The 22,255-nt window shown below is 35.1% G+C and carries 24 protein-coding genes and 2 pseudogenes; 8 read left to right on the forward strand and 18 right to left on the reverse strand.

The window, feature by feature from the left end; translation table 11 throughout:
- Positions 1-3: 3 nt before the first annotated feature.
- The 3 genes from GZ63_RS0105525 to GZ63_RS0105535 form a co-directional block, all read right to left on the reverse strand.
- A complete protein-coding gene (locus GZ63_RS0105525) occupies positions 4-237 on the reverse strand; it encodes a YlbE-like family protein (protein ID WP_029267666.1) in 234 nt (77 codons plus the stop codon).
- An 11-nt stretch (positions 238-248) separates the two neighbouring features.
- Positions 249-644, reverse strand: coding sequence for a YlbD family protein (gene ylbD / locus GZ63_RS0105530; protein WP_029267668.1), 396 nt, complete (start codon positions 642-644; stop codon positions 249-251).
- A gap of 134 nt (positions 645-778) precedes the next feature.
- Positions 779-1,843: a CAP domain-containing protein gene (locus GZ63_RS0105535; RefSeq protein WP_029267670.1), complete on the reverse strand. Its 1,065-nt coding sequence runs from the start codon at positions 1,841-1,843 to the stop codon at positions 779-781.
- A gap of 259 nt (positions 1,844-2,102) precedes the next feature.
- On the opposite strand from GZ63_RS0105535, the gene GZ63_RS0105540 reads away from it, so the two are divergent.
- Complete coding sequence (locus GZ63_RS0105540; RefSeq protein ID WP_029267672.1) at positions 2,103-2,468, forward strand: YugN family protein; 366 nt, start codon at positions 2,103-2,105, stop codon at positions 2,466-2,468.
- 224 nt (positions 2,469-2,692) lie between these two features.
- Positions 2,693-3,751, forward strand: a complete 1,059-nt coding sequence (ytvI, locus tag GZ63_RS0105545) for a sporulation integral membrane protein YtvI (RefSeq protein WP_029267673.1) — start codon at positions 2,693-2,695, stop codon at positions 3,749-3,751.
- 70 nt (positions 3,752-3,821) lie between these two features.
- Here the strand turns inward: ytvI and GZ63_RS0105550 are convergent, their stop codons facing one another.
- The 7 genes and pseudogenes from GZ63_RS0105550 to GZ63_RS18920 all read right to left on the reverse strand — a co-directional run.
- Complete coding sequence (locus GZ63_RS0105550; RefSeq protein ID WP_029267675.1) at positions 3,822-4,277, reverse strand: DUF420 domain-containing protein; 456 nt, start codon at positions 4,275-4,277, stop codon at positions 3,822-3,824.
- Between the two features lie 70 nt (positions 4,278-4,347).
- Positions 4,348-5,265: a cytochrome c oxidase assembly factor CtaG gene (gene ctaG, locus GZ63_RS0105555; RefSeq protein WP_029267677.1), complete on the reverse strand. Its 918-nt coding sequence runs from the start codon at positions 5,263-5,265 to the stop codon at positions 4,348-4,350.
- A gap of 456 nt (positions 5,266-5,721) precedes the next feature.
- Entirely contained in the window at positions 5,722-6,048 is a 327-nt protein-coding gene (gene ctaF, locus GZ63_RS0105560; RefSeq protein ID WP_029267679.1) for a cytochrome c oxidase subunit IVB, read from the reverse strand.
- Positions 6,049-6,051: 3 nt separating this feature from the next.
- Positions 6,052-6,675, reverse strand: a complete 624-nt coding sequence (locus GZ63_RS0105565; protein ID WP_029267681.1) for a cytochrome (ubi)quinol oxidase subunit III — start codon at positions 6,673-6,675, stop codon at positions 6,052-6,054.
- Between the two features lies 1 nt (position 6,676).
- The gene (locus GZ63_RS0105570; protein ID WP_029267683.1) at positions 6,677-8,533 is read right to left on the reverse strand and encodes a cytochrome c oxidase subunit I; all 1,857 of its coding nucleotides are present in this window, start codon (positions 8,531-8,533) and stop codon (positions 6,677-6,679) included.
- A 37-nt stretch (positions 8,534-8,570) separates the two neighbouring features.
- Positions 8,571-9,629 carry a cytochrome c oxidase subunit II gene (gene coxB, locus GZ63_RS0105575; RefSeq protein WP_029267685.1) on the reverse strand — a complete coding sequence of 353 codons (1,059 nt, stop codon included), beginning with the start codon at positions 9,627-9,629 and terminating at the stop codon, positions 8,571-8,573.
- 78 nt (positions 9,630-9,707) lie between these two features.
- Positions 9,708-10,095 (reverse strand): annotated as a pseudogene (locus GZ63_RS18920) (UbiA family prenyltransferase); the annotation flags it as partial.
- A 983-nt stretch (positions 10,096-11,078) separates the two neighbouring features.
- Between GZ63_RS18920 and GZ63_RS0105580 the strand changes: the two are divergent.
- The gene (locus tag GZ63_RS0105580) at positions 11,079-12,077 is read left to right on the forward strand and encodes a COX15/CtaA family protein (protein WP_051681401.1); all 999 of its coding nucleotides are present in this window, start codon (positions 11,079-11,081) and stop codon (positions 12,075-12,077) included.
- Between the two features lie 41 nt (positions 12,078-12,118).
- Here the strand turns inward: GZ63_RS0105580 and pyc are convergent, their stop codons facing one another.
- The 3 genes from pyc to GZ63_RS0105595 all read right to left on the reverse strand — a co-directional run bounded on the left by pyc (position 12,119) and on the right by GZ63_RS0105595 (position 17,241).
- Positions 12,119-15,562, reverse strand: a complete 3,444-nt coding sequence (gene pyc / locus GZ63_RS0105585; protein ID WP_029267689.1) for a pyruvate carboxylase — start codon at positions 15,560-15,562, stop codon at positions 12,119-12,121.
- Positions 15,550-16,737, reverse strand: a complete 1,188-nt coding sequence (gene ftsW / locus GZ63_RS0105590; protein WP_029267691.1) for a putative lipid II flippase FtsW — start codon at positions 16,735-16,737, stop codon at positions 15,550-15,552. Before ftsW ends, pyc begins: the two co-directional genes overlap by 13 nt.
- 222 nt (positions 16,738-16,959) lie before the next feature.
- Positions 16,960-17,241: a YlaN family protein gene (locus tag GZ63_RS0105595; RefSeq protein WP_029267693.1), complete on the reverse strand. Its 282-nt coding sequence runs from the start codon at positions 17,239-17,241 to the stop codon at positions 16,960-16,962.
- 195 nt (positions 17,242-17,436) lie between these two features.
- Here GZ63_RS0105595 and GZ63_RS0105600 point away from each other — a divergent pair, with 195 nt between their 5' ends.
- The gene (locus tag GZ63_RS0105600; protein ID WP_029267695.1) at positions 17,437-17,931 is read left to right on the forward strand and encodes a hypothetical protein; all 495 of its coding nucleotides are present in this window, start codon (positions 17,437-17,439) and stop codon (positions 17,929-17,931) included.
- 122 nt (positions 17,932-18,053) lie between these two features.
- Positions 18,054-18,653, forward strand: a complete 600-nt coding sequence (locus GZ63_RS0105605) for a YhcN/YlaJ family sporulation lipoprotein (RefSeq protein WP_029267697.1) — start codon at positions 18,054-18,056, stop codon at positions 18,651-18,653.
- Positions 18,654-18,698: 45 nt separating this feature from the next.
- Here GZ63_RS0105605 and GZ63_RS0105610 read toward each other — a convergent pair whose 3' ends face one another.
- Entirely contained in the window at positions 18,699-18,998 is a 300-nt protein-coding gene (locus GZ63_RS0105610; RefSeq protein WP_029267699.1) for a hypothetical protein, read from the reverse strand.
- 130 nt (positions 18,999-19,128) lie between these two features.
- Between GZ63_RS0105610 and GZ63_RS17335 the strand changes: the two genes are divergently transcribed.
- Positions 19,129-19,332 carry a YlaI family protein gene (locus tag GZ63_RS17335; RefSeq protein WP_084179033.1) on the forward strand — a complete coding sequence of 68 codons (204 nt, stop codon included), beginning with the start codon at positions 19,129-19,131 and terminating at the stop codon, positions 19,330-19,332.
- Between the two features lie 36 nt (positions 19,333-19,368).
- On the opposite strand, the gene GZ63_RS0105615 is transcribed toward GZ63_RS17335, so the two are convergent.
- Positions 19,369-19,683 (reverse strand): YlaH-like family protein, encoded by a 315-nt coding sequence (locus GZ63_RS0105615; protein ID WP_029267701.1) that lies wholly within the window; start codon positions 19,681-19,683, stop codon positions 19,369-19,371.
- Between the two features lie 144 nt (positions 19,684-19,827).
- Between GZ63_RS0105615 and GZ63_RS18065 the strand changes: the two genes are divergently transcribed.
- The gene (locus tag GZ63_RS18065) at positions 19,828-19,998 is read left to right on the forward strand and encodes a DUF5325 family protein (protein WP_198020908.1); all 171 of its coding nucleotides are present in this window, start codon (positions 19,828-19,830) and stop codon (positions 19,996-19,998) included.
- Positions 19,999-20,014: 16 nt separating this feature from the next.
- On the opposite strand, the gene GZ63_RS0105625 is transcribed toward GZ63_RS18065, so the two are convergent.
- Together GZ63_RS0105625 and GZ63_RS0105630 are read right to left on the reverse strand one after the other, a co-directional pair.
- Entirely contained in the window at positions 20,015-20,824 is an 810-nt protein-coding gene (locus GZ63_RS0105625) for an inositol monophosphatase family protein (protein ID WP_029267703.1), read from the reverse strand.
- Between the two features lie 145 nt (positions 20,825-20,969).
- Positions 20,970-21,161 (reverse strand): hypothetical protein, encoded by a 192-nt coding sequence (locus GZ63_RS0105630; RefSeq protein WP_038220986.1) that lies wholly within the window; start codon positions 21,159-21,161, stop codon positions 20,970-20,972.
- A gap of 252 nt (positions 21,162-21,413) precedes the next feature.
- Between GZ63_RS0105630 and GZ63_RS0105635 the strand changes: the two genes are divergently transcribed.
- Positions 21,414-22,034: a YktB family protein gene (locus tag GZ63_RS0105635; protein ID WP_029267707.1), complete on the forward strand. Its 621-nt coding sequence runs from the start codon at positions 21,414-21,416 to the stop codon at positions 22,032-22,034.
- On the opposite strand, the pseudogene GZ63_RS16430 reads toward GZ63_RS0105635, so the two are convergent.
- A pseudogene (locus GZ63_RS16430) lies at positions 22,031-22,255 on the reverse strand (hypothetical protein); the annotation flags it as partial. The gene GZ63_RS0105635 and the pseudogene GZ63_RS16430 overlap by 4 nt on opposite strands.

Genomic DNA, 22,255 nt, shown 5'->3' on the forward strand with positions numbered 1-22,255 from the left:
TGATTAATCCTTCATTGCTCCTGCAAACTGCATAAGCATAGTTATCATTTGCACCTGATTATTCATTTTTTCCAAACGTTTCGTAAATGTTTTCCCATAAAAGCGCTTTGCTTCTTTCTCTAATTCTTCTAATTTGTTTGGATCTCTTGAAAGATAGCGATACCATACTGGATTATACCTGACAAATACCAAGAGCTCAGGATGATTTTGTAAATAAGAATAGCTTACTTCATGCATATTTTCTCCTCCTAATCCCGAAACCAGTTAAAATCCTTTGGCCGACCTGGTGAATAAGGGCCGGACTTTTTATTGTCTTGAAATTGGCCTACCATTTTTTGGATCATTCCTATCGTACTGCTTAATTGTTCGATCTGATTATTTAATTTATCCATATCCATTTTTTCAGCGAATCTAATAACCTGATCAAATAGTTCTGTTTTGTTGAATGTTTCGTTTTTTTTCTCCTCCTTTGGTTTATCTTTATACTTTTCCCACATTGGATCATCTTCACCAAGTAAAGACCATTTTTCATAATACTCCTGCCAGTGTTTTCCGCTTCTTCGCACGCTTTCAATTAGCCGTGGATGCTTATTTATAAAATCTCTAAATTCTCTAACAGAAGGATGTAATTTTTCTTCATTCACAATGCTCACCCCTTTAAAAACACAATCCTTTTTCATTATAAATAGTCATCTGTTACTAATTAAATTATGAATATTCCTATTTACTGTGCAAAAAAACTCACCAACAACGTTGATGAGTTCTTCATTTACATGACCTAAAGCTTCGATAGGAAGTTTTGTGTATAATAAAAGCGGTAAACACCAACACCTAAATGGGTGTACTCATTATTTAACAAAGCCTCCCGATGTCCCTCACTATTTAGCCATCCTTCCATGGCTGCAGCTGCATCTGGATATTGAGCAGCAATATTTTCACCAGCGGTTCGATAATCGATGTCTTTTTCCGCTAAACGTTCCTTTAGACCCTCTCCGTTTAGGGCATAGTGGGAGAAATAATTATTATCAGCCATATCTTTACTATGCAAAAATGCTACTTCTCTAGCGCCACTAGCCCAGTCCACCGGATCCTTCTCATACTGATTTCTCATCACATTCGTTATATCGAATATTTGCTGTTCCATCCCACTTTCAACTTTTTTCCATTCTTTATCCGTTAAATCCGGGGATTCAGGTAAATCACCGCGATATTCAATTTCGTATGGCCTGTGCTTTAATAATGTTTCAGCTTTTATAACTCGAATCGATGATAATTCTTTTGTAAACGTGTCAAAATAAAATTGAATAAAAATATCATCCGTTATTTTAGCCAATGGCCGCATTTTTAAATCTTCCTCATTCAAGTGAAATGTATAGGAGGATAAACCTTTGCTATAATTTACCATTTTATTAAATGAAAATTGATCATTAACTGATGCATAGGATTCCGAAATTTTAACCGGTTCGATGGATAAATCATTACCTGTCGCAAAGATAGTTACAACTTTATCATCTCTTACTCCAAATTGAATATATTGGTTGAACTGATCCGTATAGACCCACCATGTATAACCATAAGCACTTAAATCTTTTCTGAGGGGTTCACCGAAAGTTTCTAATAATTTATCGGAAGGGTTATCTATCCACTGAAAAACATCACCTTCCAAAGAGATGCTTTTCCTTTTCTTTGGAACTTCTTTTGACTCAAGCAAGCTTTTCTTTTGTTCTAATACTTTACTAAATTTGTCTATTGCATCTTCTGCATCCATATTATTTTCTTGCAAAAAATAGTAACCGATTCCAAGGAATAAAGTAAGTAGTAATAAAAAACGTATAATACGCATAAAAGCATCCCTTCTATTCATTATATAAACACTATATGTGTCAGTGCACAATTACATTCTTCTCATGTCTGAAGTCTTAATGATCATTCCGTCCCATTGACATTATCTTATATTTTTTATCTTAATAATTAAAGAAAAAAAACAAGGATAATAAATTTTTATAAAGAGCAAACGAAAACTTCATTTTCATTTCCATTGCAACTTAAACGATTTCGTACTATTATAGTTTTAGTGATATCAAATTCGTGAGGTGGAAAAAATGAAATTAGAAAATACTGGAATTGAAGATATGGTTATAGATGTAAAACCTCTAAATCATTTAATGGGAAAACATGCCTTTATACTTGGCGAGCACTGGGATTATGAAAGAGTAACCTATGATTATAAAATAGGATCAAAAGAAAAAAACATTACATATTATATTCGAATTCAAGGATATGCGCTAGAAGGCGATGTTGATCGCGGAAATGCTGTCATTAAATTATTAACTCCTCTGCTAGGTAAACACTATTACCCACATGGCGTCGAGTATGGAGAAGAAGAAAATTTCCCGGAGAATCTTGTGGAACGAGCTAATAAAATCGTTATCAAGGCAAGAGAAGAACTAGAAGCATATAAAAAATAAAAACACTAACATTTGTATTGGCATGGCGATAAGGCCAACTGCTCAGTTCTATTATAGAGCGGTTGGTTTTTTTATAAAAAAACAGAGCACTTTTACCTAGGAATTTACTTTTTTGAAAATAGATTTTGCATCTTATTCACATACAAGAACATCCCCCCTTCTTTAGCCTGTTATAAGATATGATTTCACTTTAGCCTATATGAGAAAGGAGACTTCTTATTTCCTTGTTCCGAAAAATGACAAAACGCCATTGGACTTTTATATTTCTATTAATCTTACTTATCTTGTTTATCTACTTTATATTACCAATATCCTTACCGTTAATTTCTGCATTGCTCACAGCACTTGCACTTAACCCGGCTGTACGATCTATTCAATATAAAGTAAAACTCAATAGAAAATCATCCGTTATTATCGTTTTTCTCCTTTTTATTTTTCTAATTGGAACTGCTGGAACCTTTATTGTCTCCAAATCCGCTGCACAAGTTGTTCATTTTGTGGAAGATGTTCCAAAATACTTCAATCAATTAAATCATATATACGAAGATCTGGAGCAAGACGTTCAACACTATACAAAGAACTTACCCCAAGAATTTATAAGGCAAGTGTCAAATAGTTTAGAAGAAAATTTAATTGCCCTAAGTACAACAGCAAAAGAAAAAATAACACTAGATAATATTGCCCAAATCGTAGCAAAAATTCCACAATACTTAATTAGTTTTATCGTTTATTTGATTGCTTTATTTTTGTTCATGCTTGAATTACCCTTGCTTAAATCAAAAATGTATGGCTTATTCACGAAGGACACAGCAGAGAAGTTTTCTTTTATGAATATGAGATTAGCGGATGTTCTGCTAGGTTTTCTAAAAGCGCAACTTCTCTTAAGCATCATTATATTTATTGTATCTCTAATCGGATTATTTTTCATAGCTCCAAATGTAGCACTCATTATGTCGCTTATTATTTGGATTGTCGATTTAATTCCTATTATCGGTTCAATCATCATTTTAGGTCCCTGGTCATTATTTATGTTCTTATCAGGGGAAACTGCAGTCGGAGTAAAATTAGCAATACTTGCAATTGTCCTTCTGTCTATTAGGCGAATTGTAGAGCCAAAAGTTATGGGACAGCATATCGGTCTTTCTCCACTAGCGACGTTAATAGCAATGTTTCTAGGACTTAAACTTTTAGGAATTTTGGGCTTTATTTTAGGACCGCTATTAGTAATAGCGTTTAACTCAGCTAAAGAGGCGGGAATTATAAAGTTAAATCTAAAAATATAGCTGAACTGAAGTAAAAATATTGAAGGGGAAAGTTTATTAAAAAAGGATGAGTAAATGCACTCATCCTTTTTTATGTTCCTAAAATTGCCTTAAGCATACTGGTAGTTTCTCCGCCCTCGTAAATAACATATAATAATAAATAAACAGCTACCCCTGTTATTGCGGAGATAAACCAAATAACACTTGTTACAGGCCCAATTTTTCTATGTTTTGTGATATTACGTTTAAATGCTAAAGTAAGTGTTATTACTCCAAAAATAGCACTGATAGTTGCTAGTGTTATATGAAAGATTAAAAAAATGGTATAATAAATTTTAATATTTTCAGGACCGCCAAAACTGGTGTTTCCAACAAATGCAGTTCTCGATACATAAATAATAAAAAATAAAAGTGCGCTAATCGAAGCAGCTATCATTGATTTTTTATGAGCCTTGACTTTATTTTTTATGATAAAACTCCAGCCGATTGCTACAAAAATCGCGCTTAAAATAATAAAAAATGTACTTATCGTTGGCAAAAATGGCATGACGAATACAAACCCTTTCTAGTATATGCTCATTCATTTTTAAAAAAACACGAATAAAATTCGTGTTTTTTTAAGCTTTAGTCGTTGATTCAGAAGTACTTCCAGCTGGTATCGGATCTACCTTGTAACTTCCTTTATTGAACCAAGGGAAAAATACGGTACCTAACAGAATAGCTAGAACAATTTCCTGCATTATTTTCATGATAATACCGCCTGCTTGCTGATCTTGCAATATTGTTAACGGTGAAAACATTTCGGGACCTGAAATCGTTGAAGTAATCCCGCTTAATACATCACCTGGTACACACAAACTCATCGCTTGAATCCAAGCTCCACTTGCAGTATAAGCGTCGTATAGTGGGTGTTCTGCAAAAATAATTAGTGCACAAGCAGGTGTTATAAGCAGTCCATTAGCAAGGAGATAAGCCATCTTAACTAATGGAGGCATCTTTTCAAATTCTTTAAGTGGCTCTAAAATAGGCAGCCACATAATAAAAGCAGCAATTAAAATGACTAAAGAAATGGCCGTATGGCTAATTTGCGATGTCTTTGAAAAATCAAATATAAATGGAATGTGATAAAAAGAGAATAAACCACAAAACAATACGATCGAAATAAGCGGCTTTGTCAAGAATTGAAGAACAGGTTTAACCACTGGCCTTCGAACGATTTTTTTCCATACCCAAGTTGGTATACCTTGTATAATAAAAATTGGAAACACAAAATAATAAATTGCCATTTGGATCATGTGTGCAGTTAACATAATATGTGTTAGCAAATCAACAGGTGAACCTTTAACGATATAAAGAAGAACTAAAGCCGAATAGAAAAAGCTTTGCTGTTTAATGGACGGCTTTTCACCACCGCCAAATTTATGACGATATGGACCTGTAATGAGATAATATATAAGAGCGAGTCCAATTATAAACATCATAAAGTATGGACTCCATAAAGCACGAAATCCAAAGATTTGTAGTTGTAGCCACATAAGAATTCCTCCATGTTAAGGATAATTATTTATATTATACCGCATTTTTAGTAATAACAAGCGCTAAACATATGACAATTTTAACACAAATTGAACACATTCCACCACTAAATATCGCTTGGTATGGGGATTCTGAAAATTAACGAATTGATGTTACTACCTCACTATCTCCCTGTTTAACTGAAAAACAACATTTCTAACTCTCGATAGACTATTTGCTCCAAATTTGTAAAAGAATTCGAGACAAATAATACTTATTTTAGCAGGCTTTGCATTAGAAATGCATAGGCCGCCACCAGTTGGCTCTTCCTATCTTATCCCTTTCAATTTTCATTGTCCGGTAAGAAGGTTTACTAACCTCCTATTCACTAGGGCACAACCCTTCCTGTTCATAGAGGTAGTTTATTTCTCAAAAAAAAGAAGACCGGAATAACTGTCCGATCTCCTTTATATATTTTACCACCAAGTGATAAGTCCTAAACCACCCAGCGTTAATAGTGCTGCCCATACACCACCATAAATCAGTGTTGCAGGCATTGCATGGCCTTTATCTTTCATGTGCATGAAATAATAAAATTGAAATCCAACTTGAACAACTGCCATGATTACAATGATAGGGATGAGAAACATTTTGTCCACTGATTCTGTTGCAACAATACCAAATGCAATCAATGTAAAAGCAATCATCGATGCAAATGCGATTAGTTGTTTTTTCATTTCATCCTTATTTTTTTTCTTTTGATACGCTTTAACAGTTGAGTTAGTACTTGTATTTTCCGGCATGTATTAACCCACCTTTCCCATTAAGTATACAACAGTAAAGATGAATACCCAGATGACATCAATAAAGTGCCAATACAAACTGAAAGTGTTAAACTTAGGTGCATTATAAAGATTCAAACCTCTTTTAGCATTACGTATTAACAATGAAATAACCCAGCATAGACCAAATAGTACGTGGCCACCATGGAAACCAACTAACGTATAGAAAGCTGACCCAAATGCCGAAGATCGGAATGTAAATCCGTATTCTGTGATATAGTGTGCAAACTCATAAATTTCACAAGCTAAAAATCCTACACCAAGTAATGCGGTAATCCCTAGCCATAGCACCATTTTGCTATAGTCATTGTTTTTCATGTGATACATTGCATAAACACTCGTTAGTGAACTTGTTAATAACAGCATTGTCATAACAAAGACAAGACCTAAGCCAAATATCTCATCGGACGCTGGTCCATCGGCAGTTGAATTTCTAAGTGCTAGATAAGTTCCAAATAAACTAGCAAATAGAACTGCTTCACCGCCAAGGAAGAACCATAGTCCCATAAATTTATTTTTACCTTCCAGGGTGGCTTTTTCCGGATCTTGTGGCATTGTTTCAGGATTCAAGGAATGATCGTGACTCATATTAGTCAGCCTCCCTTTCAAGTTCTTCTTTTGGAATATGGTGTCCATGATCATCTTTAAATGACCTTACTACCATACAGCCTAATGCAAAAGCCATACCGCCATATAAAGCTAAATACCATGCTGAATGATCAACTTGATAGATAAAACCAAATCCAGCGATAAAGAATCCAAGTGACATTAAAAATGGCAGGATAGAGCCATTTGGCATATGAATATCTCCTAATGGTTCTGCAGGAGTCATCTTCCCATTTCCTTCCATTTTTTCAATCCACAATGGATCTAAACCACGAGTAAGCGGCAATTGTGCAAAGTTATAATGTGGAGGTGGTGATGATGCTGTAGCCCACTCCAATGTACGTCCATCGTATGGATCGGGTGATGGTCTTTCTCCTTTAGCTGCTGTGTAAAAAATATTAATAATAAACACGATAACAGCAAAGGACATAAAGAAGGCTCCTATCGTACTGATCAGGTTTCCTAAATCAAGGCCTTGATCTTCAAGGAATACCCAGTAACGACGAGGCATCCCCATCAATCCTAGGAAATGCTGAATAAAGAATGTCATGTGGAAACCAATAAAGAATGTCCAGAATGTTAATTTACCCATGCCTTCATGTAAAATTCTTCCGAACATCACCGGCCACCAGTAATGCAAACCACAGAAGATACCAAATACAGTACCACCAACGATTACGTAGTGGAAATGCGCGATAACAAAGTAGGTATCGTGATACTGATAGTCTGCAACAGCAGAACCTAGCATAACACCTGTCATACCACCAATTGTAAATGATGGAATAAATCCTAGTGCCCATAACATTGCGGAGTTGATTGTAATGCTTCCACCCCACATTGTTGCCAGCCAGTTAAAGATTTTAATACCTGTTGGCACAGCGATAGCCATTGTTGCAATCGCAAAAATAGAGTTTGCTACAGGGCCAAGACCGACTGTAAACATATGGTGCGCCCAAACCATAAATCCTAAGAAAGCAATTAACATTGTAGCAAAAACCATTGCTGTATAACCAAATAGACGTTTCTTAGAAAATGTTGAAAACACATCACTAAATAGACCAAATAAAGGTAATATCAAAATATACACTTCAGGGTGTCCAAATATCCAGAATAAATGCTGCCAGATAATGGTATTACCACCTAAAGCTACGTCAAAAAATGCAGAACCAAACATACGGTCAAACATTAATAAAAATAGGTTTACAGTTAAAGCTGGAAAAGCAAATAAGATTAACACACTTGTAATAAATGTAGCCCATGCAAACAAAGGCATACGCATATAAGTCATTCCTGGCGCACGCATATTAACTATAGTAGCTAAAAAGTTAATACCCCCCATTAAGGTTCCGGCACCAGCTATTTGCAACCCGGCAACGTAAAAGTCAACACCATGTCCAGGTGAATCTATGGCCAGCGAGGCATACGATGTCCACCCTGCATCAGGTGCGCCCCCTAAAAACCAACTACAATTTAGTAGAAGTCCACCGAACATAAACAACCAAAATCCTAATGAGTTTAGGAATGGAAATGATACATCACGTGCACCTATCTGTAAAGGCATTATAGCATTCATCAACCCTAGCAATATGGGCATCGCTGCCAAAAATATCATTGTAGTACCATGCATCGTGATCATTTCATTATAAAATCCTGCACTGATAAAATCGTTTTCAGGCTTAATCAGCTGAATACGGATAATAACAGCTTCCAGACCACCAAGTATGAAGAAGAAGCCTCCGCCAATTAAATATAAATGAGCTATTTTTTTGTGGTCAATTGTTGTTAAATAGTCCCATAAAACAGCGCCAACACTTCTTTTTTGTGTAGCTGTTACACTCACGACTTATACCTCCCTTTAACATCTTGCATCCCAATAATTATTTTAGACCGCCTGCACTATCAGGTGTTACTTCAGACGGCTGCAATTGCATGAGATACTCCGCAATTTTATCTGCCTCATCCTCTGATAAATCAGGATAGTTACCTGTCATTTTATTACCAGGTTTTATAGATTCAGGATCCATAATCCAATCAACTAAGTTTTCTTTTGTCGGATCTAAAAATCCCGCGAATTTTGTACGGTCACCAAAGTTTGTTAAGTTTGGTCCAACTTGAGCTGGTGAAGATCCGATAGCATGACAACCCATACAGTTATTTTCTTCAAATAGTTCTTTTCCTTCTTGAGCAACAGCACTTTCCGGCTCTGCTTCTGGATCTACATCTTTCATATCAGCTATCCATTGGTCATATTCCTCAGGGCTTACAACGATTACTTTAAAGTCCATTAATGAATGTGATGGACCACATAGTTCAGCACACTTTCCCCAATAAACGCCTTCTTCATAAGCTTCAATATACATTGTATTTTCGTTATCGACGTTGACGTCCATTTTTCCAGAAATACTTGGCACCCAGAAAGAATGCGTAACATCAGAAGCTATCATGTTTAAATAAACTCTTTCTCCTTGAGGTATATATAAGTCCTGACTTGTTTGAAAGCCCTCATCCTTATAATCAAAATGCCACCAATACTGGTTACCTGTCACATCAATATTAATGTGTTCGTCTGCTTCTGAAGTGTCTGACAGGGTAAAGCTATGGATAACTGTTGGTACAGCCATGATTATAACTAAGATAATCGGAATAACTGTCCAAATGGTTTCAAGGGTCTGGTTACCTTCTACTTGTTTTGGTATAAAATCTTCCTGCCCCTTCTTTTTACGAAATCGCAATAAGACAATTACATAGGTAATTATGACCGCTAAGAATACAAATGTCATAACTACAGTGGTCAGAATAATCAAATTAAAGGATACTTCTGAACCATAGCCTTTAGGCACAAGTGCCGTTAAATTGTCTTTACCACAGCCAGATAAAAATAATGCTAATGAGCTAAGTAAAGCCAAAGCTTTAATTTTTCCCATCCAACCTTTCATGTATTTGTACCTCTCTTTCTCTTGGTTTCTTCCTTATATATGAATATATTATTAAGGACAATGTAACTATAGAAGAAGTTAAATCGTTACGATTACCATCACCAAAAATAAAATGGTTAGATAGTTTGATGAGTAAATAAGAATCATATTGACCCATTTCATGTCATTTTTCATGAAAAACCCACTTATCCCCATGATTAACCAACCAACATTCAAAATAGTTGCGACTATCAAAAATGTTGTCCCTAATAAGATAAGTATAAAGGTATAGGAAGCATGCATGCAATCTAAATAACAATTTATTTGATCGTTACTTTAAAACCATACACAGCCGTAACATCGGCACACCTGCATCCCTATATTCTTCACATTTTTTCATAGCTAATGCAAGAAAATGGGGTATTTACCAAATAAACATGATTATAAATAAGACATTCCCCACGATATGTGATGTGGGATCCACTGCAAATCAGCCTAACAAGGCAACGGTTATTGACAACAGTTGTTTAAACAGTAAAAGATATAATCCAATTCCAGTGGTTGTAAATACTAGCCAGTAACGCAGTATTCAATGAAATACTTCTAGTAACTTTAGGACGTGAACTTGTTCTAGTCAAAACAGGTTCAATATAGGCAGCATACCAATCATGAAAAATACTCCCTCCTACTATAACAAATGCACTTCCTATCATCGCTAATATGAATATATCCCATTTTGCTACAAATGTCGAATTTGTAAGATAAAATGCTAGGCAAAAACAAGTAAGTACAGTGATAAAATTAGAATTAACAATTCCGATTTTATTAAGAGCTTTTAAATTTGTAGTGAATGAGGGGGTTTTTCTTTGATTAGAGGAACATTACTCACCAACTGTGAGCTTGTTGTCTCTAATTCCTTCACTTTTAATTTCCTCCCTTCTGATCCCCGATAAAAAAGGCAGCAGTTTATGCATTTGAATAAAGTATTCAATAATACCATAATCTTCCCTAAATCAATCCGCTTTAGTCCTAATTTTATCAAGGATTTATATTACAATCCACTTTAATGCCATCTAGCTCTATTCTACATAAATTTTTCACTTTTATTGTGACAAATTCATGAATTTAATGTTAACTTTTACATCATTACTGAAAATAATCATTAAGGTATGTAGTCATCCTAAAAATTGGCATAGTGATGTATAGAAAAGAAAATATCCCCTACAATATTTCTAGCAAACAAAACACAACAATGCAAGAAGAATTTATTTTTTATGGAACAACAGTAAAAAGTGCTGATAATCTAACAAATTTGTGTCATTTATTTATTTAAACCGTATTTCGTTGCTTTATAGCTGTACAAAATATTATTATTAAAGTATCATGATTTTGTCTTAAAGAAGTTACACGCAAATCTTGCACATGTATTAGCGGAAATTCTTTCTAATAATGAAAAAGTGAGGATATAAAATGATTAAAACGTTAAAATGGTTATCTGTAGTGTCAACTATTGGAATGATATTTATTTTACTCGGTGGCGCACTAGTTACGAAAACAGAATCTGGTGCGGGTTGTGGAAAAAGCTGGCCACTTTGTCATGGGCAATTTATACCTTCAGAAATAACAACTGAACTTGTTATAGAACTTAGTCATAGGTTAGTTTCTGGTATTGTAGGAATATCAGTGCTGGCTTTGGCCTACCTATCCTGGAAACATATCGGGCATATTCGTGAAGTGAAATTATTATCATTTTTATCTGTTTTCTTTTTAGTATTACAAGGTTTAATTGGTGCAGCGGCAGTAATGTGGGGACAATCTGACTTTGTATTAGCTGCACATTTTGGTATATCGCTTATATCCTTTGCTGCAATATTCTTGCTTATGTTATTAATTTTTGAATTGGATAAAAAGCTTGATACCTCATCATTATTCATTCAAAAGAAACATAGGGTCGAAATCTATCTATTAACAGCCTATACCATTATGGTTGTTTATACAGGAGCTCTGGTAAGACATGCAAAAGCGGAACTTGTTTGTGGAAATTGGCCTTTTTGCGTTAACAGTTTCCCATTTGGCATTAGCGATTATAGCTTTTCCCAATGGATACACATGGGACATCGCCTGGCGGCTGGATTACTTTTTATATGGACAGTTTCATTATTTATAAGAGTCATTAAACATTATAAGCATAACAAAGTTATGTTTTGGGGCTGGGTAACCATTGTATCGCTCATAAGTTTACAAGTGTTTTTTGGAGCCATGATTGTGTTTACCATGTTGAATCTAGGTATAGCGTTGCTTCATGCGTTTGTTATATCTTGTTACTTTGCTATGCTAAGCTATTTTATTATGCTTTCTACAAGAAGTGCTAAATATGAAAAAGAAAAAAGTATGGGGATTATCAATCAAAAGAATCCTGCAAAAACGAAACTTGACCCTATTGCATTTCAAGCCAATAAAAACAGGTAGTAGAATCACTTTCTACTACCTGTTTTTTGTACTATCTTAACCTATTCAAATTCAATTAATAAGTCGTTTACTTCAATCGGATCTCCGTTATTAACATGGATGTTCTTTATTACTCCTGCAAACGGCGCCTGAACCGTTGTTTCCATTTTCATTGCTTCTGTAATTAATAAGTGGTCCCCTTTTTGTACTCGGTCGCCTTTCTTGCATATTGCTTTGATAACAGTTCCTGGCATCGTTGCCCCAATATGCTTCTCATTATCAGCATCTGCTTTTGGCTTCGTTTCTATTTGTGATTTTATACTTTCATCTTTAACTACTACTTCCCTTGATTGTCCATTAAGTTCAAAGTAAACCACACGGGTTCCATCTAATTGTGGCTCAGAAATGGAAACTAATTTAACAAATAACGTCTTCCCTTGCTCAATTTCCACTTCAATTTCTTCCCCTAATTCCATTCCGTAAAAGAATGTCGGTGTATTAAGTGTAGAAATATCGCCGTATGAATCATAAAATTTATTATAATCCATAAAGACTTTCGGGTACAGGGCGCTAGCAATGATGTCGAAGCTAGTAACTTGACGATCAAGCGTTTTAAATAGCGTTTCTTTCAGTTGCGTAAAATCAATTGGATCCAGTAATTCCCCAGGACGAACTTTTATCGGTTCTTTCCCTTTTAAAATAATACGTTGAAGTTCTTGTGGGAAGCCTTGATATGGCTGTCCAATATATCCTTGGAAAAACTCAATAACAGATGCAGGGAAGTCGATGGATTCTCCGCGTTCATAGATATCATCTTCGGTTAAGTTATTTTGTACCATAAACAAAGCCATGTCCCCAACAACTTTCGATGACGGTGTTACCTTAACAATATCACCAAACATATCATTGACTTGACGGAACATCGATTTTACTTCATTCCAGCGTTCTTCCAGTCCCACTGCTTTCGCTTGTTGCTGTAGATTACTATACTGTCCGCCAGGCATTTCATGCTCATATATTTCCGTATGTGGAGCATTCATACCACTTTCAAAGTCTTGATAGTATGCTCTTACTCCTTCCCAATACCTGGATAATTTTTCATAAGCGTTAATACTTACTTTTGGCTGACGCTTTTTTCCTTCCAGTGCATGATAGAGTGTTTGGGAACTTGGCTGTGATGTTAATCCAGCCATTGCTCCACAAGCTACGTCAACTGCATCCACTCCTGCATCAACGGCGCGTGTGTACGTTAAAATACCATTGCCGCTTGTATCATGCGTGTGCAAATGAACAGGGATATCTAGTGTTTCCTTTAAGCTTGATATTAATTGATATGCCGCTTCAGGTTTCATAAGACCCGCCATATCTTTAATTCCGAGTATATGTGCGCCAGATGCTTCGAGTTCTTTAGCTAAATTGGTATAATAAGCTAAATCATACTTCGATCTGCTAGAATCTAAAATATCTCCTGTATAACACATAGTAGCTTCTGCTATTTTATTATTATCTCTTACAGCTTGAATAGCTGGTCTCATACCATCTATCCAATTCAGACTATCGAAAATTCTAAAAACATCGATTCCAGCTTCCGCACTTTTTTCAACAAATTGATTAATCAAGTTATCCGGATAGTTTTTGTAGCCAACCGCATTGCTTGCTCGAAGCAGCATTTGCAAAAGTACATTTGGCATTTTTTCCCGCATTTTTAACAATCTTTCCCATGGATCTTCCTTTAAAAAGCGATAAGCTACATCAAACGTAGCTCCTCCCCACATTTCTACTGAAAAAAGATTAGGTAGTAAACGCGCAGTAGGTTCAGCTATTTTAAGCAAATCTTTTGTACGTACTCTTGTAGCTAAGAGTGATTGATGTGCATCTCGAAATGTGGTATCTGTAAGCATTACTTCATTTTGCTCTTTCAGCCATTTTGCCAATCCGTCAGGCCCATGCTGTTCTAATATTTGCTTCGTTCCTGCTGGGATTTCTTCGGATTGTGAAATCTTAGGAACTTGCGGTGTTAAAAATGTAGGCTTCTTCTTTTTCTTAATGCCATCAAATCCGTTTATGGTTGTGTTTGCAATATACGTGAGCATTTTTGTTCCGCGGTCTTTCCTTTTTGGAAAAACAAATAATTCAGGTGTCTGATCAATAAATGTTGTATTGTATTCTCCTGACATAAATTGTTCATGAAGAATAACATTTTCTAGAAACGGTATATTCGTTTTGATTCCGCGAATACGAAATTCTTTTAAGTTTCGAACCATTTTACTAGCAGCTTGGTCAAATGTTAATGCCCATGTAGAAACCTTTACAAGCAACGAATCATAGTATGGTGAAATAACCGAACCTTGGTAGCCGTTTCCAGCATCTAATCGTACTCCAAAGCCTCCACCTGTGCGGTAAGCCATAATTTTACCAGTATCGGGCATAAAATTATTTAATGGATCCTCTGTTGTTACCCTTGATTGTATCGCATACCCAATACAGGAGATATCATCTTGCTGCGGGATACCTACTAATGGGTCATGTATATTTAATCCATCTGCAATTTTAATTTGCGTTTGTACAATGTCGACACCGGTAATCATTTCCGTGATTGTATGCTCAACTTGAACTCTCGGGTTAACTTCAATAAAGTAAAATGTATCTTCACTTACTAAGAATTCCACTGTACCAGCGTTGATGTACTCAACATTTTTCATTAGTTCAACGGCGGCATTACAAATATCCATTCGAAGTTCTTCTGATAAAGAGACACTTGGTGCAACTTCTACTACTTTTTGATGTCTTCTTTGCACAGAACAATCTCTTTCAAATAAATGAACAATATTCCCTTGTTTATCACCCATAATTTGTACTTCAATATGTTTTGGATTTTCAATTAGCTTCTCTACATAAACTTCATCATTACCAAATGCTGCTTTTGCCTCCGACTTAGCACGTTCATAAGCTTCCTTAAGTCCTTTTTCACTGCGGACAATACGCATCCCGCGTCCGCCACCGCCGAGAGAGGCTTTTATAATAATTGGGTATCCATGTTCTCTTCCGAATGCTTCTACTTCTGAAAGAGACGATACTGGTCCATCCGAACCTGGGATAACAGGAAGTCCGGCATTTACAGCCTGTGTACGTGCTTTCACTTTATCGCCAAACATATTTAAGTGCTCACTCGTAGGACCGATGAATATAATCCCTTCCTCTTCACAGCGTTTGGCAAAATGTATATTTTCTGATAGAAACCCATAGCCTGGATGGATTGCATCAACGCCTACATTTTTAGCAAGCTCAATAATACCTTCAATATCTAAATAAGCGTCAATCGGCTTTTTATCTTCCCCTATTAAATAAGATTCATCTGCTTTATAGCGGTGATAAGATCCTGTATCTTCTTTTGAGTAAATTGCCACAGTACGTATATTGAGCTCTGTACAAGCCCGAAACACTCGTATTGCAATTTCTCCCCGATTTGCAACTAATACTTTCTGAATTTGATTTAACTTGACCATGGTCTTCCTCCTCTATAATTAAGTACATTTTTCTCTAATCCGGGTTGTTCTTTGACTGTTTCTGGCTGTTGTCTTTCTTCATTCACTGATTTAGCAATGTTATTTAAAATTCCCATTGAAATTAGCAGTATTAACAGTGAAGATCCTCCGTAACTGATGAATGGTAGTGTTACACCAGTAATCGGAAGCACGCCGCTGATAGCGCCCAAATTAATAAATGCTTGTATACCTACCATTGAGGAAATTCCAATGGCTAATAGTGCACCGAAACTATCTTTGCATTTGTTAGCGATAAAAAGCCCTCGAAGAACAATTGTTGCTAGCATACCAATAACAATTACAACACCAACAAATCCCAATTCTTCAGAGATAATCGCCATGATAAAGTCGGTATGAGCTTCCATGAGATAACCAAGTTTTTGTACGCTTTGCCCCAACCCCTCTCCTGTTAAGCCTCCAACACCAATTGCTATGTAAGATTGTATCAAATGATAACCACCTGTTTCTGGGGCTTCAAACGGCTCATACGCGCCCGTGAAACGGTCAATTCTTGTATCGGTTACCATATTTGGTAAGGCGATCGCTAACACAATTAATCCAATGGCCACAAGAATGAATAAATGTTTAAAACGTATTCCTGAGCTGAAAATAATCGTGCATGCAATTAAAAAGATGATAAATGCTGTTCCTATGTCTGGTTGTAAGACAATAAGCCCTAGCATCAAACCTGTTAAAATTAATGGCGGCAGGACACCCTTATTAAATTCGTCGATATAGGATTGCTTTTTTGAATACACTGATGCCAGATACATAATAAGACCTAATTTTGCAAACTCTGCAGGCTGCAGATGAATCGGTCCCAGCTGAAACCAAGACTTGGCATTATTTCGAACTTCACCAAAGAGCAATACTCCCACCAATAAAACTATAATAACTAAAATAATAGGCTTGATTAACCTTTGATAGTATTTATAAGGAAATAGTGCACAAAAAGCAAATCCAACTAGACCGAGCATAAACCATTGCAATTGTTTAAAAAGATAATGGGTGCTTTCAAAACCTTCTACAACTGCTGATACCATACTAGCGCTATAGATCATGACCGTGCCAAAAGCCGTTAAAAGGATAGGAGTTATGATCAACGTAAAATCATAATCTTTTAATTTCTTCATCATCTTCATCATCTTACTTCTCCCCACCATATTTATTTCGCCTGTAAAGATGAAAAGAAATTTTTGATAGTATATCATATTTTGCAAAATTGCGTAACTAATTGCAAAAATCCCTCATCTTTTTTTATGCTTTTTAGCTATTTTTAAACAAAAAAACCTTGCCAAATGTTATGTCGGCAAAGTTTTGCTAAGAGGTTTGTTAACCTAACACATGAACACAAAAGTTTATTTTGAATTTTGCGCTGCTTCATGTAGTATATTGAGTTGCCTCTCTAAATTTTCGAGAAGTGCTTTACCTTCATTTTCGCTGATTAAATTCAAACGGATTGCAAAATCAATTTCTCTTGACAGTCCAAACATTTGCGTGTCCAAAACCTCTTCATATAAAGGGCATTGCGGCATTGTTAAATTTGTAATTTGAACTTCTATAAGACGTAAAATTTTATCAGCATCTGCCTTAAGAAGGGCATAGGCTTTTTCACGATGATCTATTGTCATCTCTGGCATCACTTAGTATCCCCTCCACATAAAAGACGTTCTACTATCTTTATACTATCGTTTGAGAGTGAAAAATGCAAACAAAATTACAGTTATTAATCATTTTTTATACGAGAATCGTTTAACCAATCTCTATTTTAAAACTCGTGAAAAATAACTTTATATCTGCTATCCTTAATAAAGGAAATATAGAGAGGTGAAAAAATGATTATACAATTGACTGGAAATGTTACATATCCTATTACACTAGATCCGACTGTATGGATTTTTGATGATAGAAAAATTTTACTTGAGGATGCATTTTCCAAAAATAAAACGGACATTGAATCTGTAGAGGCTGATGAATTAGAAAAGGCTGCCGAAAGATGGAGCAGAGAAATTTATCAGCAAAAAATCAAACCGCCAATTAATAAAAGTATTTCACGATTAGAAGGAAAAAAAATCCTAACAAATTCTTATGTGATGCCAATTAATGACTTTATTAATCACGCAGAGGTTAAACCAGATGCAAAAAATGCTACATTAGTTACAAAAAATGAGGAAGTGAACATCTCACTTGATGAACTAAGAAATTGCTACTTAATGTTTGCATATAATGGGAAACCCCTAAAAGAGGATGGACCTGTCTACTTCTATTACGGGGATGGGTCAAATAAAGATGCTCCAATAAAGGAAGTCCAAAAAATTATTGTGAATTAATGTTTTAAAAAGAGCTGCTACAATAAAAAAATTGTAGCAGCTCTTTTTGTATAAATTAGCTTAATTTAACCAAAATATATAGAAAGATTGCATTCTTTTTTTAGTTAAAGGAGGGTTGTAAAATGCATTTACGGACCACTTTATTTTTACTGATTAGCTTACTAATAATAACCGGGTGTCAGAAAACAAAAGATGATGCTCTGCCTGAAACAGATAATCAAGATAGGTTTGTTCAAGTTGAAAATACAGACCAAGAAGAAAAAAATAATATGAGTAATGAACAAATCGCTAATCATTTAGCAAATGTTGCAAGTGATGTGCCAAACGTTGAAGATGCAGCAGCCGTTGTAGCAGGTCCATATGCTGTTGTTGGAATTGATGTCGACCGAAAATCAAACCGTTCGAGAGTAGGCACTATTAAATATTCCGTAACAGAAGCCTTACAACAAGATCGATATGGGAAAACAGCTGTTGTAGTGGCAGATGCTGACGGAACGGAAAGAATTCGCGGTATGGCTGATAAAATACAACAAGGATATCCTGTACAAGGGATTATGGATGAACTATCGGCAATTGTAGGCAGATATATGCCTGACTTTCCTACTAATGATAATAAGCCACGGGATCCTGATCAAAACAAAGATGTTATTCCAAACAAAGATGAAGACAAATTAGACGAAATCGAAGAAGAACAATCGAATGAACATAAAGAGAACAAATAAAGAAAAAAGATGTTTCCAGTGTGAAAAGGAAACATCTTTTTTCTTTTACTTATTATTTTCTTTTACGGCAATATTTTCTTTTACTTCGTTATAATAATTAACACCAAACTGAGAACCTTCGGAAACCATTTTAGCATTTTGCAGTTGTGCCAAATCTTGGTTATTGGTTTGATCTGGCCGCCCAGCATCTTCTAAAGTGCTACCTAAACTGAATTCATTCGTGTTTTTCACACTTTTAAGTAAGGATTTTAGATTAGTCTTCAGCTTCTGTCTATTTTTTTTATTTATTAATAAATAACCTGCTGCACTTGCTCCTATTGCGGATAATAGATAACGTTTCTTCATAAAGTCGTCCGTCCTTTCCCTTTACCATTTACTTTTATATTTCCCCATTACCCGTTTTATAAAACATGATATACATGCTTTATTCAGATATGTTATAGTATTAACAGCATCTTCCGTTTGAGGTGACAATATGAAAGTAAAATGTGTTTTATGTGACACGATTGAAGAACTAGAAAACAGTTCATTACACGCAAAAAGGCTTCGAAACAGTAAGCTGCGAATGTATTTATGCAATTCTTGCTATGAACGAATCGCTCAAAGAACCAAAGAACGCCACGAGACTGGAAATTTTCATTTGTACAAAGAAAACAAACAAGATGATGACATTATATAAAAAAATCCCTATCAATCGTTGATGGGGATTTTTGCCTTATTGTGTATTCGCTTTTCGTTTTCTCTCCCTATGGAGCCGGAATCGATAAATTCCTAATACGATCGAAATGATAATCAAACTTTCTGTAATCGGTAGTTCGGCAATACTGCTGAAAAGAGTGATAATAAAAACGCCAACCACAAGCATGATATATACAAATATGCTTTTTAAAAGCGGCAATTTTCGGGCAAATCCTAATTTATATGCTATAATTCCAAATATTAAATTCAATACATAAAAGATGTTAAATGTATTTTCCGTACCATAGTTTTCAACAATATAATCAAAAAGAATACTAAAATTTGAACCCATTCGTCTCCCCCATTGACTAAACATAATCTTTCCATTCCTATCATACTAAATCTTGCTTACCTATGCTAGTTAAAGATATGTCAATTTTGTATAAAAAAATAAAATGGTATATACTATTCACTGTTAGAAAATAGAGGTGACATTATGAAAAAAATTAATGTTCCCATGCTATTGTTAGCTACTTTAGTAATATTAATGTTTGTAGCAGTTGGTGTTGCGATCGCTTTTCGTAATATCTGGCTCGTTCTATTATTCTTACTATTAGGTTTTGCAATAATGGGATTTGGATTATCTTTAAAGAAAAAGAAAAAGTGACTCATCCTTTCTGGAGTCACTTTTTCCCTTTTTTAATATATTCTTCTACAATTTTTTCCCCAAGTTTTGGAGAACATGCGAAGATCGAATTTTTTTCTAATAGCTGAACGCTATTGCCATCAATCGTTGTAGTCCTTCCTCCAACTTCTTTAAGAAGAATGATTCCTGCCCCTATATCCCATGGAGCTAAACGCATGGACAAATAACCATCTATAATTCCTTCAGCAACATATGCAAACTCTAAAGCTGCAGATCCATATGTTCTCGTACCGCGCACTCTCTTCACCAAGTCCTGCATGACGTGTTCATCAACCAGGCGGTTTTTAGTCAGCCAAAAGTGATTTAGTACGAGTATTGCATCTTCTAAAGCTACGTTTTCGTTCACAGGGCCTAACTTTACATCATTTTTATATGCACCTTCACCTTTTTTCGCACTGTATAATACATCAGACATCACGTCATAAATGAAACCGATCTCTCCAATTCCATCCTGGTAAATCCCTAAAGAAATTGCGAAGTTTCTTTTTTGATGAACAAAGTTCATTGTCCCATCAATCGGATCCAGTATCCAAACAATGCCGTCTAATGAGGATAAATCATCGCCAAATCCTTCTTCACTTAATATGAAATGATTTGGGTATGTCTTTTTTATTTTGGTTGAAAAATATTGCTCCGTTTCTTTATCCATCGTGGTTACAAGATCGTTTGGATTTGATTTTGTATCGATTGTTAAAGGTTCATTTATATTATTTCTAATATATGCCCCTGCTTCTAAAACCCATTCTTTTGCATGATTAAAAAGGCTTTCACGAAATGATTTATCCATTATCTATCCTCCATTTCTATATATATTAATATACTAACAAATTGGAGGTATAGAGTCATTCTTTTACACATTGAAAAAATAAAAATGACCTTCGTATGATTCATCAATGAGAAACAGATGCTATACTCGGGTCATTAGCGCATTCCTATTCATTTTCAGCTTCTAGCAATTGTAGACGTAATTGTTCAAGTCGTTCTTTTGCTTTTATAATTTGTACCTTATCATCTGCTTGTAAAGCATCAAATAGTGTAACAAGTTCATAATCAATTTCTAATTTGACAACCGGGAGTTTCTCTTGTGCTTCTTTTCGCCTTAATGCGCTCATTACATATTTCACAATATCCACACCCTTTCAAATAGATTTTTGTCTAACTTTTTTTATGCTATACTTAATGTTGCGAAAAATAATTTTTAGTAATTCGTTTAATTATTTTATAATGTTCCCAAAAGCAATTCGTTTAAAACATTAAATAAATTAATAGTATACCTCTCTAAGAGTTGTATAGAGCTTGACTAAAATATACCCTATACTTAATAATTATTATAATCTCAAAAGGAAAATACGTGATAAAATGAAAGGGTGTTAAACGTGGATTTTAATGGCTTTACCAAAGAGGATTTTGATACATTTTTAATTGATGGCTTAGAAAATAGGATGGAAGCAATTCAAACTCGTATTCAGCCTAAATTCCGTGAAATAGGCAACTATTTAACAGATTATTTATCTGTACAACTGGGCAATGAAGTATTTCTGCATATTGCAAAACACGCCAGAAGAAAAGTGAACCCACCAAATGATACATGGCTGGCCATTGCCGATAATAAACGCGGCTATAAAAAACATCCACATTTTCAAGTTGGATTATTTGATGATCATGTATTTATATGGCTAGCACTAATCTATGAACTGGACTATAAAAAAGAGATCGCAAAATCATTTATCAAAAGCTTTGATAAAATAAAACAACTTCCTGAGCATTACGTTGTTTCTCTTGATCATATGAAAAAAGATTCGATAGCAATCACCGATTTAGAAATGAAACACCTAGAGCGATTTCGAGATGTAAAAAAGGCGGAGTTTCTAGTCGGACAACATCTGCCTATGAGAGATACTCGACTTCAAGATAAGGATGCTTTTTTAGATACGGCTAAACAAACGTTTCAAACATTAATTCCTTTTTATCAACAGGCTTTAGAAGCTAAATCCTAAATGGTAGTTTTGTATAAAGCAAAAGGATAAAGTTGAATACTTCTAAAAAACGAGGTTGGGGCATAACTAGCCAAAATATCTAAAAAAAGGTTTGATTTATTTTCATCATCTATGGTTGGATTTGTGTTCATGGCGGTATACTTTCTTAAGTTTACTGCCATGAACGCAAATCCTAATTCATTTTCTACCATTTCTTTACCTCTCACTGAAAAACGTATGAA

It is taken from the genome of Virgibacillus alimentarius (genome assembly GCF_000709085.1).
GTDB lineage: Bacteria > Bacillota > Bacilli > Bacillales > Amphibacillaceae > Virgibacillus_B > Virgibacillus_B alimentarius.